The sequence below is a fragment of the Peptoniphilus pacaensis genome (assembly GCF_900088125.1).
Taxonomy (GTDB): Bacteria; Bacillota; Clostridia; order Tissierellales; family Peptoniphilaceae; genus Aedoeadaptatus; species Aedoeadaptatus pacaensis.
The window spans coordinates 706,407-719,906 of the sequence record NZ_FLQT01000003.1 but is presented as its reverse complement, the minus strand read 5'-3'; the positions used below and the strand labels follow the sequence as shown (position 1 = coordinate 719,906).

Here is a 13,500-nt window from a genome sequence, read left to right as displayed (position 1 = left end):
ATAGAGAGCTCAATGAAATGAATAGGTTAAAAAAACATCCAACGAGGAGCATGCTCCTTATTGGATGTTTTTTTTAACCATGAGGAAAACCGGTGGAAACCGAGATTTTTTGAATTTCTATTCTTCCCGAGACAAATCCCGCGACTCCGCCAGGCTTGCGGCGACGAATTTGATGAAGAGGGCGGCGGGCCAAATAATCCACGTGTACTGCCACTTGCCGGTGTAAAACGATGCGCCCAGGTAAATCATAAGGATCAAGAGGTAATAGGCCCGGGCCGCGGGGGCGTAGCGTCGCCGGGCGATTTTCTTGCGGCGGGTAAAGCCGCCCTGCTCCAAAATTTTTTCGAAGCCTTCCTCTATGACGGCAGTGCGCAGGATAAGATAGACGCCGAAGGCCACGATGCATAGAGTCGCGGCGAGACCCAGGGCGATGGTACCGTCGTCGTTTGTGGCGGAGGATATGAGCAAGGGAGCGGCGGATAGAATACAGAGCACGATCCCCGCGGCTAAATTGCGGCGGTGAAGGGGAGCGTAGTCGTCTCTTCGCTTTTTCATGGCACCGTCGACGCCGTAGGCCGTGTCGATGGGATCGTCGAAGCGTTGGAAATCTTCCGGCGTTTTTGCGCCGCCGACCAGGAGAAAGACGCCTGCCGCCACGACGATGAGGGTACCTATGGTGCCCAAGGCGTAAGTGCCGTCCGTGTCCTTGATGCCGCTCAAGACCACGGGCAGGGCGGAGAGGATAAAGAGGCTCACGGCGAGGGCGACTCTCGGCGCCCGGGCGACGAGATGGTTCATGTAGGCGTCGGCATCTTCCAATGTCACCGAGGAGAGGGTCTCTTCCGTGGAAAGGTCGGTCGCCTCATCGGCCGTGGTCATGGAATCCAAGAGCAGGAAATCCGTGGACACGTGAAAGTATTTGCTGATTTCGATGATCTTCGCCATTTCGGGGATGGCGCCGGCGCCTTCCCATTTCGATATGGACTGGCGGGATACGCCCAGGGCTTCGGCCAAGGCTTCCTGCGTGAGGCCGGATTTTTTTCGCAGATAGACGAGTTTTTCAGAGAATAACATGATGCGCTCCTTTTCTTTTTCAGCATTGTTTTCTAAGAAAAGAATAGGCCTTTTGCCGGTAGCATACCATACAGACCTCTTGGAATTTTCGCAACCTGCAGTTGCAATGGCGAAATCAAGCCATTTTCGCCCTAGTCTTTTTCAAAAAAATCCTTCACGGCGCGGATCAAGGCGTCGTTGGATTCGGCGTCCAAGAGGCAGAAGCGGAAGAAGCGCTCGTCTAAATTTTTAAAGCCGGCGCAGTCCCGGATCACCATTTTTTGTGCCAGAAGGGCTTCGTGCAGTTCCGCCGCCGAGTGGCTGCGGTCTTTGATTTTCACCAGGACGAAATTCCCGTAGGAGGGAAAGATTTTTAAGGCGGGAATGGTCTCGAGGGCGGTAATCACTTTTTCCTTTTCTCGCTGAATCAATCGAAAGCTTTCGTCTCTGTAGGCGGCGTCGTTGAACATGACCCGCCCCATGACATCGGCCATGCTGTTAATGCCCCAGATGGACAGCTCCCCGGCGAGGGCCTCGGAAAGCTTCTCGTCCCCGGTAAGGGCGTAGCCCAGGCGAATCCCCGGCGTGGCGAAAAATTTGCTCGTGCCCCGAATGACGATGAGTTTTTTTCGGGAGCTCACCAGGGGCACGGCGGAGTAAATGGCCGGGTCCGTAAATTCGATATAGGTTTCGTCTACCAGCACATAGGCATCGGTTTCGTCCAAGATCCGCGCCACATCGGCCCGGGTCAAAATGGAGCCCGTGGGATTGTTGGGATTGGTGAGGACGTAAAGCTGGATGCCCTCTTCATTGATCCGCGCCACGATGTCGTCCACGTCGATGGCGAAGTTTTTGTGGTAATCCAGAGGGTATTCGCCGACGGCCGCCCCGATTTTTTCCAGCTCCCGCTCGTATTCGCTGTAGCAGGGGCTGTTGATGAGGGCCCGGGCGGGCTTTAAGTAGCCGATGGCCGCCTGTATCAGCTGAGACGTGCCGCAGCCCAAGAGAATGGAGCCGTGGGGCACCTTCAGGTACTCGGCGATGGCGGCTTTTAGCTTCCGGTATTCGGGATCGGGATAGCGGCAGAGAGCGCCGATGTTTTTCGCCGCCGCCTCCATGGCCTTGGGCGAGGGGCCCAGAGGATTGATATTCGATGAAAAATCCCTGATGTCTTCGGGACGATAGTGGTATTTTTTTTCCAAGGCGTAAAGATCGGCGCCGTGTCGGTTCGTCTTCATGGACTCCCTCCTTTCCCACCTATGATATAATGACGAAAAAGAAAAGACAATAAAAAAGGGGTGCCTATGTTTAATTTCAGAAACGATTACCACGATTTATGCCATCCGAATGTACTAAAGGCCTTGGCCGCCACCGACGGGGAGGGAAATGCCGGCTACGGCTTCGACGCCCACACGGAGCGGGCCGCGCAATTGATTCGTGACGCCGCGGGAGGCGACTATCCCGTGCACTTCGTCCACGGAGGCACCGCCGCCAATGTGCTGGCCCTCACCTTCCATCTGCGGCCCCACGAAGCCATCGTCAGCGCCGACACGGGGCATGTGGTGGAGCACGAGGTGGGCGCCATTGAAGCCGCCGGCCACAAAGTGGTTTCCGTCAAGACAGAAGCCGGCAAATACGACGCGCAGGACTTGGACGAATTTCTCGCCTCTTTCGGCGATTTTCACAATGTCCTGCCCGGCATTATCTATCTTTCCAACACCACGGAAACGGGGCTTGTCTATCGCAAAGACGAGCTCGCCGCCATTCGCAAGGTGGCGGACAAATACCGGCTTCCCGTCTATATCGACGGTGCCCGCATGGCCAGCGCCCTCACAAGTGAATTTAACGACGTGAAGCTTTCCGAATACATGGATTACGCCGACATGTTTTCCGTTGGCGGCACGAAAAACGGCGCCCTCTTCGGCGAGGCATTGGTCTTTAAAAACGAAGACCTGGCCCGGGAATTTATCTATTTCCAAAAACAGCGGGCCCTCTTAATGGCCAAGGGCTTTACCCTGGGCGCCCAGTACGAAGCTCTCTTTACCGACGACCTCTTCTTCGAAAACGGACGGGCCGCCAATCGGGCTGCGAGCTATTTGGCCCGGGAGCTTACCTGGCTCGGCGTGGAATTTATCTATCCCCCCGAGAGCAATCAGCTCTTTATTCGCCTGCCCAAGGCTGCGGCCGACGAGCTTGCGAAACACGGCCAATTCGACATCATGGGCCCGAAGGAAGCGGGCACGGTGCCCGTGCGCTTCGTCACCGATTACAACACGACGAAGGACGAAATCGACGGCGCCATCAAGGTTCTGGAGGGCCTGCTGAAGTAGGGGCGATTTAATTCAGAGTAAATTAGTTTGACAAGGCCACTGTGCCGTGGTATGATGTGAAAAAATTCAGAGGAGAAATTATGGTTAAGCAAATCCAAACCATCTGCAAATGTGCTTGCACCTGTACCTGTTGTTGTACGGGTTATTTGCCTGCGCAGATGTTTTGGGAAGAACCATAGCTTTTTCCGGCTATTATTTTCCATAGGCATCTTTGAAGCGGGCTTCGGCTCGCTTTTTTTATTTGTCTGAAAGGAGTTGTTATGAACCGGGATTTTCTCGTGGCCATGCTGCCGCAATACGTGGAGGCGGCCAAACTCACACTGTCCATCGGCCTCTTGGGCGTTTTGGGCTCCGTCCTCGTGGGGCTGATCATCGCCTTTATCCGGGTGGAAAAAATTCCCCTGCTCAACGGCATCGCCAAGGCCTATATCGAAGTGTCGAGAAACACGCCATTATTGATTCAATTATTTTTTCTCTACTTCGGTCTGCCCAAGGCGGGCATCGTCCTCTCGTCGGAAGCCTGCGCCATTATCGGCATGATCTTTCTCGGCGCAAGCTACATGGCCGAGTCCTTTCGCTCCGGGATCGAGGCGGTGGATAGACGGCAAATCGAAGCGGCCATGGCCATCGGCCTCACCAAGAGCCAGCGCATACGCTACGTGGTCTTGCCCCAGGCTTTGGCCGTGGCCATTCCCTCCATCGGCGCCAACACGATCTTTCTTATGAAAGAAACCTCCGTCTTCAGCGCCGTGGCACTGGCGGATCTCATGTACGTGGCGAAGGATTTAATCGGCCTCTACTACGAAACCGACGAGGCATTGTTTATGTTGGTGGTGAGCTATCTGGTGATTTTAGTCCCTATAGCCGTCATCTTCTCTTTACTGGAAAGGAGGCTGAGACGTGGCATCGGCACGAGCGCTATTGCTTAATCCCCACACCATGGCCCGGCTGCTGAAGGGCCTGTCCGTCACCTTGCGGGTGTCCCTCTTGTCCGTGGCCCTTTCCGTCTTCTTCGGCCTCATCTTCGGCTGGATCATGACGAAGAAATCCCCGATCATCAAAATTCTTTCAAAGATCTATTTGGAATTTATGCGCCTCATGCCCCAACTGGTGCTCCTCTTTATCGTCTACTTCGGCATGGCCCGGGCACTGGGGATCCACATCTCCGGCTTCAACGCCGCCATCATCGTCTTTACCCTGTGGGGCACGGCGGAAATGGGGGATCTCGTGCGCGGCGCCATCTCATCGATCCCGAAGCACCAATACGAGGCCGCCGCATCCATCGGTCTGACCCGGCTTCAGACCATGGGCTATGTGGTGCTGCCCCAAGCCCTGCGTCGGCTCATTCCCCAGGCCATGAATCTGGTGACCCGCATGATCAAGACCACCTCCCTCATCGCCCTTATCGGCGTGGTGGAAGTGATCAAGACCGGGCAGCAAATCGTGGAAGCCGTCAGGCTGGAATTCGCCTCGGCGGCCCTCTGGATCTATCTCGTCATCTTAATCTTATACTTTTTGGTCTGCTACCCTCTGTCCAAATGGGCGGGGCATTTAGAAGAGAAATGGAAGGAGGCATAATGGCTATTCTTGAAGTAAAGGACATGGTGAAGGCCTACGACGGCGACCCCATCTTCGACGGCTTTTCCATGGACGTGGAGACGGGCGACGTGGTGGCGGTGCTGGGGCCTTCGGGCTGCGGCAAAAGCACCTTGCTCCGCTGCATCAACGGCCTTGAAAAAATTCAGGGCGGCGACATTCTCCTCAGAGGAGAAAGCGTGGTGAAGAGAGAAAAGGACATGCCCGACGTCCGCAAGAAAATCGGCATGGTCTTTCAATCCTATGAACTCTTCGGCCACATGAAGGTGCTGGACAATTTAACCCTGGGGCCGGTGAAGGCCAAGGGCGAAGACAAAGCCGAGGCCGAAAAAAGAGCCCTGGCCCTGTTGGATAGGGTGGGCTTAAAAGACAAGGCCGACAGCTATCCCCGCAGCCTCTCCGGCGGCCAGCAACAGCGGGTGGCCATTCTGCGGGCCATGCTCATGGACCCGGAGCTCTTTCTCTTCGACGAAGTCACCGCCGCCCTGGATCCGGAAATGGTGCAGGAGGTGCTTGCCCTCGTCGGCGAACTGGCCAAAGAAGGTAAGACCATGCTCATCGTCACCCACGAAATGGAATTTGCGAGAAAAGTCGCCAATCGCATTTTGTTTATAGAAGAAGGGCGCATCGTGGAAGATACCGACCCGGAAACTTTCTTCGAACGCCCCGAGACCGAACGAAGTCGTCAATTTTTAGAAGGACTGCATTACAATTAAGGAGGACAAAATGAAGAAACTACTCACCGCACTGATCGTCGCCATGATGGCACTGGGCCTCGTCGCCTGCGGCGGCGTGGAAGAAGAGGGCGCCCCTACCGCAGACAATGCCGGCGTGCGCACCGTGGAGGACATTAAAAAATCCGGCGAAATCACCATCGGCGTCTTCGGCGACAAAAAGCCCTTCGGCTACATGGACGAAAAAGGCGAATTCCAAGGCTACGACATCGCCCTGGGCAATCGCATCGCGGAAGAACTGGGCGTGAAGGTCAAATACGTCCCCGTGGAAGCGGCGAGCCGCGTGGAATATTTAAACGCCAATAAAATCGACCTCCTTCTCGCCAACTTCACCGTCACCGACGAGCGCAAAGAGCAAGTGGACTTCGCCCTGCCCTATATGAAAGTGTCTTTGGGCGTCGTGTCTCCGAAAGGTGAAATCACCGACGTGGCCCAACTGAAAGACAAGACCCTGATCATTTCCAAAGGCACCACGGCGGAAACCTACTTCACGGAAAAGCATCCGGAAATCAAGCTGCAAAAATACGACCAATACGCCGAAGCCTACAGCGCCCTTTTAGACGGCCGGGGCGATGCCATGAGCACGGACAATACGGAAGTTCTCGCCTGGGCATTGGAAAACGACGGCTACGACGTGGGCATTAAGACCCTGGGCGATGTGGATTACATCGCACCGGCGGTGAAAAAAGGTAATCAGGAAATGCTGGACTTCGTCAACGGCGTCATCGAAAAACTCTACGGCGAAAAATTCTTCACCAAAGCCTTCCAAGACACCTTGGCTCCCACCTATGGGGATGCTGCCAAACCGGAAGACATGGTAGTGGAAGCCAAACCGGAAGATTATTAAAAAAAGAGGATCGAGTGCAAATGCTCGATCCTTTTTTTATTGAATGAAAATTTCCTTTAAAACTCGTGATATCGTCCCTTGACGCAAATCCCTTTAATCTTCCCCCTGAACCTTTCTCCCATGAGAGGAGAGTTGTGGCTCTTGCCCCGGAAGAAGGCGTCGTCCACCTCGGTTTCCCCTTGGGGATCGAAGAGGACGAATTCTCCCCCCGCCACGCCTTGGTGGGGGAGTTTGTAGAAATCCGCCGGGATTTTCGTCATGGCACAGACGAGGTCTTCCAGTCCGCACTTTTCCGTCAGCACCAGCTCCCTGTAGAGGAGGACGAAGGCGGTCTCCATCCCCGTAATGCCCGAGGGGGCCTCTTTCAGGGGACGGTTCTTTTCCTCCGGCGTGTGGGGCGCATGATCCGTGGCGATGCAGAAGTTCTCGTGGCCGATAAATTCGGCGAGGCCCGCCGCGTCCTCGGCGGTGCGCAGGGGCGGATTCATTTTCGCCAGGCTGCCGTGGACCTTCACATCCTCTGCGGTCATGGTCAGGTGATGGGGCGTGATCTCGCCCAGCACCTTCGCCCCCGATGCGGCAAAGGCCGCCACCAGGCGAGCGGTGAGGGCACAGGAGATGTGCTGAATGTCAAGCTTCGCCCCCATGTAGTGGGCCAGGGACAGATCCCGGGCCGAGAGGCTGACCTCCGCCATGGCCTCGGCGCCCTTTAAGCCGAAAGCCGGGGCCACGCGGCTGTCCACGCCGGGGTTTTTCACATAGGCCGGATCCTCTTCGTGAAGGCTGATGGGCAGATCCAATGCCTTGGCCCGGGCGAGCCCTTCTTCCAGGAGGGACACATTGTCCACGGGAAAGCCGTCGTCGGAAAAGCCCACGGCACCCAACCGCGCCGCCTCTTCCATGTCCACCGGCTCTTTGCCTTTAAGATCTTTTGTCAGGGCGCTCACGGTATAGGCGTGAATGGGAAGCGCCTTCGCCCGTCGGTAAAAATCGGCAATGGCCTCCCCGCACATGACGGGCTTCGTATTGGCCATGGCCAGGACGTGGCCGAAGCCGCCGTGAAGGGCCGCCGCCGCGCCGGTTTCCAGGGTTTCTTTTTCCGTAAAGCCCGGGTCCCTTAAATGGACGTGGACGTCGACAAAGGCGGGGAAGGCATAGAGGCCTTCGCCGTCCATGGTGATGTCCTCGCCCTCTACGGGGCAGGTAATTGTGGCGGTTTCGTTTTTGTTTAAGACGGGATCCAGTACGCGGACGTTTTTTATAGTAAGTGTAGCCATACTTCCTCCTAAGGATGGGGCGCAATTATGATAAAATAGAATGGTCAACGGGTGAGCAACGAGAACGAACAGAGGTGGAACATGAAAAGATACAAGGCATTTGACGTGGTGGGGCCCATTATGGTGGGGCCCTCCAGCTCCCACACGGCGGGGGCGTGTAAAATCGGTAACGCCGCATTGGCCATTAGCGGAGGCAGCCCCTTTCACAAGGTGCGCTTTAATCTCCACGGCTCCTTTGCGTCGACCTATCGGGGTCACGGCACGGACATGGCGTTGGTGGGCGGCGTCCTGGGCATTATGCCCGACGACGAAGCGCTGAGAGACAGCTTTAAAATCGCGGAAGAAAAGGGACTCAGCTACGAATTCGTGGAAACGGATCTCGGCGACCGGCACCCCAACTCCGTAGAGATCATCTTCTTCTACGACAACGGCGGCCATTTGTCCGTCACCGGCTCGTCCATCGGCGGCGGCAATATTTTAATCGTAGCCATTAACGACATCGAAGTGGCCTTTAAAAATCAATACCCTACTCTTATTTTACAATATCAGGAACAAAAAGGGGTCATCGCTCTGGTTTCCAGTATTTTAACGAACAACGACTACAATATCGAAACCATGGTGACGGACAAAATCGACGAGACGGTCACCCTGGTTACGGAGATCACCCACTCCGTGGATCCGGCGATTCTGGAGCCGATTTTAAAGGATCCTCGCTTCGAATTTGCGAAATACGTGGATATTATCGAACCCATGAAAGGACGCGCTCATGATTAAAACGGCAAAGGCATTGATCGATTTATGCCGGGAAAAGAATTGGAAGATTTCGGACTACGTCCTGGAAGAAGAATCCAAAGGCGATGAGGAAAAGAAGGCGGCCATCTTAAAGGAACTCCACCACATGCTCGCCATTATGAAGGAATCCACCGGGCGCACCTTGGAAACGGGCACGGATTTAAAACACGATTTAATCAAGGACTTCGGCAAAAAGACCTGGGACTATTCCAAGAGCGGGAAGAAATTCGTCACCGATGAAAAGACTCTGCGCGCCATGGCCCGCGCCTTTTCCACCTTCGAATCCAATGCCAAGATGGAAGTCATCGTGGCGGCGCCTACGGCGGGCAGCTGCGGCATCGTGCCGGCGGCCTTGGTGACGGCGGCGGAAGATTTAAACGCCACCGACGACGACTTGGTCCGCGGCCTCTTGACGGCCATCGGCATCGGCCAGTTTATCGCCGGCTACGGCACTTTCGCCGGCAGTGAAGGAGGCTGCCAGGCGGAATGCGGCGCGGCCTCCTCCATGGCGGCGGCGGCTCTCGCGGAACTTTACGGCGGCGATGTGGAAACCTGCTTAAACGCCGCCTCCATCGCCATTGTCAACATCCTGGGCCTGGTCTGCGATCCCTTAGGCGGCTTGGTTCAATACCCCTGCACTTTCAGAAACGCATCGGGAGTCTCCAATGCCCGGGTCAGCGCCGACATGGCCCTCGCCGGCACCTTCAGCATCATTCCCTTCGACGAAGTCTGCAAGGCCATGAAAGAAGTGGGCGACGCTTTGCCCGCCTCCCTGCGCGAAACCGGTATCGGCGGTCTGGCCGGCACGGACACGGCGAAGACCCTTTGCGGCAAGATCTTCGGTTAATAAATCTAACCTTTGGTAAAGAAAGGTAAAACAAAGACGCAGAGTCCTTTTTTTCCCTGTCCTTTCGGGTACAATGAGAACAAGAAGACACACCGATATCAAGGAGGCAATAATTTATGATTACCATGGAAAAAATCGACTACGTGATCTCCGTCACCGGCGCAAGCTACGGCGACGTGCGGGAAGCACTCTTGTCCGCCGACGGCGACGTGGACAAGGCCATTCGCCTGTTGATGGGCGAGGAAAAAGTCGAAGACGAAAAAACCGAGGGCTTCGATTTTAAAGATGCGAGAACCAGAGCGGAAGACATTTCCGACACCATTTCCAATTTCGGCGAAGAAGTCATCGACGCCGTGAAAGATTTCTGGGAAAAAGGCAATGCCACCAAGCTCGTCATCATGGACGAAAAAGACGAAGTGATCTTAAACGTGTCCATGAACCTGGGCGCCATTTGGACGGTCATCGCACCGGTGGCGGCCCTTATGGGCGTAGGCATCGGCATCATCAGCCGTTGGGAATTTTACATCTATCTCGACGACGGCAAAGTCATCAATGTAAAAGATTATATTACCAACAAACATCGCATGCGCTAAAAAGAAACGAGGCAGGATCATTCCCGCCTCGTTTTTTTATGCGTCGATGAAATTTTCCGCGATCATACAGCGGGCGCTGCCGCCGCCTAATTGTGAAATGACGGGAAGGGGCACGTGAAGGATCCGATCGTATTTTTCGATCCGCGCGATTTTTTCCGGCGCCAAATGCTCGTAGGCCTCCTCGCTCATAACGAGAAGCGGCGCGTCTCCCATCAGCTCCAAACAATTGCCGCAGAAGTGATCCACCTCATCGGCACTCAGGGGAATGATCTCCTTCCCCGTGGCCTTCAGGCGGGCGAGGAGATCCTCCTTTCCTTCCGTGATCAGCTCCTCGGCGATGAGGGCGAAGTGTTCCGCCACGGTCATAATCACATTGGTGTGATAGACAGCCGCGTCGTGATGCCGTGCGCGGAAGGGAACGTGCTCAAGGCCGTAGGCGTCGCAAAAGCGCATGAGCAGATCTTCGTCGCAGCGGGCGGAGAGGGCGGCATAGCATATATCATGGAAGCGGTCCAAGACCATGGCGCCGGTGCCCTCCAAGGCGGCGGGCTCATGGGAATAATCCGCCACCTCGAGCCGCGACAGATCGAAGAGCGCGTCGTATTGGGGCCGCAATTTGGGAAATTCCTTTTTTCGATTGTCGCTGTACATGGGACAGAGAAAAAGCTTTCCGGGGAAAGTGACGAAAGTATTGTTGGGGAAAATCGAATCCGGCGTGTCCTCGCCGTCGTCGTTTAAGACATCCACCTTCACCCCCGCCGCACGCAGGGCGCCTGCCAGGGCAGAAAATTCATCCGCCGCCCGGGCCTGCACCTCGTCGGGGGAGAGGCTGCGGTCGTTGACTTGATAGGCATTGTCCGCCGCCGTCTCCGCATTAAAGCGGAAAGCCGAGGGACGCACCATGATAATTTTATCGGCAATCATAGAGACTCCTTTGTTTAAAAATTCTTACGTCTATTTTACAACAGCCGAGGAAAAAAGCACAGTCCGCCGGCGGGAAAAGGGTACTACGTGGCGGAAAGATAGGCAAAGAGGGTGGAGAGCATGTAAAGGCTTTGCGCTTTTTGCGCCGCGGCAAATAATCCATGGCAAGAACGGTCAAAAAAGGTGAAAGAAACGATTCATATTGTTAATGACGCGCCCGGCCCCTTGAAAATACAGGCGTTGAGCCCGGAGGCGGGAAGAAAAATTTAAAAACCACGTGGAAATTTCACAGTCTATGTGGTATGATGAATGCGTTAGAGCTAAGGCGTTAACACGTGGCACAGGACACGGCGTTTTTTATTTCCCCGCAGGGAAAGCCTTTGCTCTTTTAGTGAGGCTTTTAGCCAACTCATGTTCTTTAAGGAGGAATATTGTATGAGCTATCTTGAAAGTGTAATCGAACGTGTAAAAGAAAGACACGCCAGCGAACCGGAATTCTGCCAAACCGTAGAAGAAGTATTAAGTTCTTTAAAACCGGTTATCGACCAACATCCGGAATATGAACGCGTCGACCTTTTAGGCCGCATGGTTGAACCGGACCGTCTGTTCAGCTTCCGCGTCGTATGGCAAGATGACGAAGGTCAATACCACACCAACATTGGTTACCGTGTACAATTTAACGGAGCCCTCGGGCCGTACAAGGGCGGCATTCGCTTCCACCCCACCGTTAACCAATCCGTTATTAAATTCCTCGGTTTCGAACAATGCTTCAAGAACTCCATGACCGGCCTCCCCATCGGCGGCGGCAAGGGCGGCAGCGACTTCGACCCCCGCGGAAGAAGTGACGACGAAATTATGCGTTTCTGCCAATCCTTCATGAGCACCCTCTACCACTACATCGGACCGGACACCGACGTACCGGCAGGTGACATGGGCGTAGGCGCAAGAGAAGTCGGCTTTATGTATGGCCAATATCGTCGCTTAAAAGCTAAATTCGAAAACGGTACCTTCACCGGCAAGGGCTTCAGCTTCGGCGGATCCCGCGTACGTCCCGAAGCTACCGGCTACGGCGCAGTATACTACCTCTTAAACGTACTGGATCACTTCGGCGAAGACATTAAAGACAAGAAGATCGCCGTTTCCGGTTTCGGTAACGTTGCTTGGGGTATCTGCAAGAAAGTACAACAACTCGGCGGTAAAGTTGTTACCATCGCCGGTCCCGACGGATACATCTACGACAAAGACGGCATCAACACCGAAGAAAAAGTTGAATACATGCTCGAAATGCGCGCTTCCGGTCGCGACAAAGTTCAAGACTACGCAGACAAATTCGGCGTAGACTTCTTCCCCGGTGAAAAACCCTGGATCAACGCAGACTACGACATCGCTATGCCGGCTGCTTACCAAAACGAAATCACCATGGAAGAAGCAGAAGCTATGGTTAAAAAAGGCATCGAATACTACATCGAAGTAGCTAACATGCCCACCACCAACGACGCATTGAACTACCTCATCAAAAACGTCAAAGTCGTTGCTCCCTCCAAGGCAGTTAACGCAGGCGGCGTTGCAGGTTCCGCTCTCGAAATGAGCCAAAACAGCGCTCGTTTGAGCTGGCCCGCAGAAGAAGTTGACAAACAACTTCACATGATCATGGACAACATCTACAAGATGTCCGTCGAAGCAGCTGAACAATACGGCTTAGGCTACAACCTGGTAGCAGGCGCCAACATCGCCGGTTTCGTTCGCTTGGCAGACGCCATGATGGCACAAGGTGTATTCTAGAGATAAAGAGAAGCACTCTATTCGAAAAGAATAAAATGACTTTAAAAGGCCGCATACGAAAGTATGTGGTCTTTTTTATGGAAAAACGCCACCGAGGGTATAAAAAGAAAAAAGGAGGATGAAGATGAACACGCTAAAAGAAAAAGACGCATTGGATTTGCTGTTGAAATACAATTCCGACCGGTTTCACCTGCGCCACGCCCTCACGGTGAAACACGTCATGATCCACTTCGCCCGCGAATTGGGCTTTGAAGACGAGGCGGACTTCTGGGGCATGGTCGGGCTCTTACACGACGTGGACTGGGAAAAATATCCGGAAGAGCACTGCCGAAAGGCGCCGGAGCTTTTGGCGGAAATCGACGCCCTCGACGAACTCACCCGCGCTGTCGTAAGCCACGGCTGGGAGATCTGTGCCGACGTGGAGCCGGAGCACATGATGGAAAAAGTGCTCTACGCCACCGACGAGCTCACCGGCCTCATCTACGCCTACTCCCTTATGCGGCCATCGGGCTCCGTAGAGGACATGAAACTCAAAAGTCTGAAGAAAAAATTTAAAGACAAAAAATTTGCCGCCGGCGTGGACCGCGATATCGTCGAGCGGGGCGCCGCCATGCTGGGTTGGGATATGGATACCCTCCTTACCCGCACCATGGATGCCATGGCGGAGACGGAAGATGCCGTGGAAAAAGAACTGGCAGAACTGGCGTAAAAAAAGAAGGCTCCTT

14 protein-coding genes are annotated in these 13,500 nt (G+C 54.5%); 10 read left to right on the top strand and 4 right to left on the bottom strand.

The window, feature by feature from the left end:
* Positions 1-117: 117 nt before the first annotated feature.
* Together BN7444_RS03415 and BN7444_RS03410 are read right to left on the bottom strand one after the other, a co-directional pair.
* Positions 118-1,074 carry a helix-turn-helix domain-containing protein gene (locus BN7444_RS03415; protein ID WP_068455765.1) on the bottom strand — a complete coding sequence of 319 codons (957 nt, stop codon included), beginning with the start codon at positions 1,072-1,074 and terminating at the stop codon, positions 118-120.
* Positions 1,075-1,205: 131 nt separating this feature from the next.
* A complete protein-coding gene (locus BN7444_RS03410; protein ID WP_068455762.1) occupies positions 1,206-2,291 on the bottom strand; it encodes a pyridoxal phosphate-dependent aminotransferase in 1,086 nt (361 codons plus the stop codon).
* A gap of 66 nt (positions 2,292-2,357) precedes the next feature.
* On the opposite strand from BN7444_RS03410, the gene BN7444_RS03405 reads away from it, so the two are divergent.
* The 5 genes from BN7444_RS03405 (at position 2,358) to BN7444_RS03385 (ending at position 6,560) form a co-directional block, all read left to right on the top strand.
* Positions 2,358-3,383, top strand: a complete 1,026-nt coding sequence (locus BN7444_RS03405) for a threonine aldolase family protein (RefSeq protein ID WP_068455760.1) — start codon at positions 2,358-2,360, stop codon at positions 3,381-3,383.
* Positions 3,384-3,643: 260 nt separating this feature from the next.
* Entirely contained in the window at positions 3,644-4,312 is a 669-nt protein-coding gene (locus tag BN7444_RS03400; protein WP_068455758.1) for an amino acid ABC transporter permease, read from the top strand.
* Positions 4,284-4,961: an amino acid ABC transporter permease gene (locus BN7444_RS03395; RefSeq protein ID WP_245654188.1), complete on the top strand. Its 678-nt coding sequence runs from the start codon at positions 4,284-4,286 to the stop codon at positions 4,959-4,961. The genes BN7444_RS03400 and BN7444_RS03395 overlap by 29 nt, the downstream gene beginning before the upstream one ends.
* Complete coding sequence (locus BN7444_RS03390; RefSeq protein ID WP_068455756.1) at positions 4,961-5,695, top strand: amino acid ABC transporter ATP-binding protein; 735 nt, start codon at positions 4,961-4,963, stop codon at positions 5,693-5,695. Before BN7444_RS03395 ends, BN7444_RS03390 begins: the two co-directional genes overlap by 1 nt.
* A 10-nt stretch (positions 5,696-5,705) precedes the next feature.
* Entirely contained in the window at positions 5,706-6,560 is an 855-nt protein-coding gene (locus BN7444_RS03385) for a cysteine ABC transporter substrate-binding protein (protein ID WP_068455754.1), read from the top strand.
* A gap of 56 nt (positions 6,561-6,616) precedes the next feature.
* On the opposite strand, the gene BN7444_RS03380 is transcribed toward BN7444_RS03385, so the two are convergent.
* Complete coding sequence (locus BN7444_RS03380) at positions 6,617-7,837, bottom strand: dihydroorotase (RefSeq protein ID WP_068455752.1); 1,221 nt, start codon at positions 7,835-7,837, stop codon at positions 6,617-6,619.
* 81 nt (positions 7,838-7,918) lie between these two features.
* Between BN7444_RS03380 and sdaAB the strand changes: the two genes are divergently transcribed.
* From sdaAB to BN7444_RS03365, 3 genes are all read left to right on the top strand, one after another.
* Positions 7,919-8,611, top strand: a complete 693-nt coding sequence (gene sdaAB / locus BN7444_RS03375) for an L-serine ammonia-lyase, iron-sulfur-dependent subunit beta (RefSeq protein WP_068455750.1) — start codon at positions 7,919-7,921, stop codon at positions 8,609-8,611.
* Positions 8,604-9,476: an L-serine ammonia-lyase, iron-sulfur-dependent, subunit alpha gene (gene sdaAA / locus BN7444_RS03370; RefSeq protein ID WP_068455748.1), complete on the top strand. Its 873-nt coding sequence runs from the start codon at positions 8,604-8,606 to the stop codon at positions 9,474-9,476. The genes sdaAB and sdaAA overlap by 8 nt, the downstream gene beginning before the upstream one ends.
* Before the next feature lie 116 nt (positions 9,477-9,592).
* Positions 9,593-10,069 carry a DUF4342 domain-containing protein gene (locus BN7444_RS03365; RefSeq protein WP_068455746.1) on the top strand — a complete coding sequence of 159 codons (477 nt, stop codon included), beginning with the start codon at positions 9,593-9,595 and terminating at the stop codon, positions 10,067-10,069.
* A 36-nt stretch (positions 10,070-10,105) separates the two neighbouring features.
* Here BN7444_RS03365 and BN7444_RS03360 read toward each other — a convergent pair whose 3' ends face one another.
* Positions 10,106-10,993 carry an arginine deiminase-related protein gene (locus BN7444_RS03360; protein ID WP_068455743.1) on the bottom strand — a complete coding sequence of 296 codons (888 nt, stop codon included), beginning with the start codon at positions 10,991-10,993 and terminating at the stop codon, positions 10,106-10,108.
* Positions 10,994-11,428: 435 nt separating this feature from the next.
* On the opposite strand from BN7444_RS03360, the gene gdhA reads away from it, so the two are divergent.
* A complete protein-coding gene (gene gdhA / locus BN7444_RS03355; protein ID WP_068455740.1) occupies positions 11,429-12,775 on the top strand; it encodes an NADP-specific glutamate dehydrogenase in 1,347 nt (448 codons plus the stop codon).
* Positions 12,776-12,899: 124 nt separating this feature from the next.
* A complete protein-coding gene (locus BN7444_RS03350) occupies positions 12,900-13,484 on the top strand; it encodes a hydrolase (RefSeq protein ID WP_068455737.1) in 585 nt (194 codons plus the stop codon).
* Positions 13,485-13,500 lie beyond the last annotated feature (16 nt).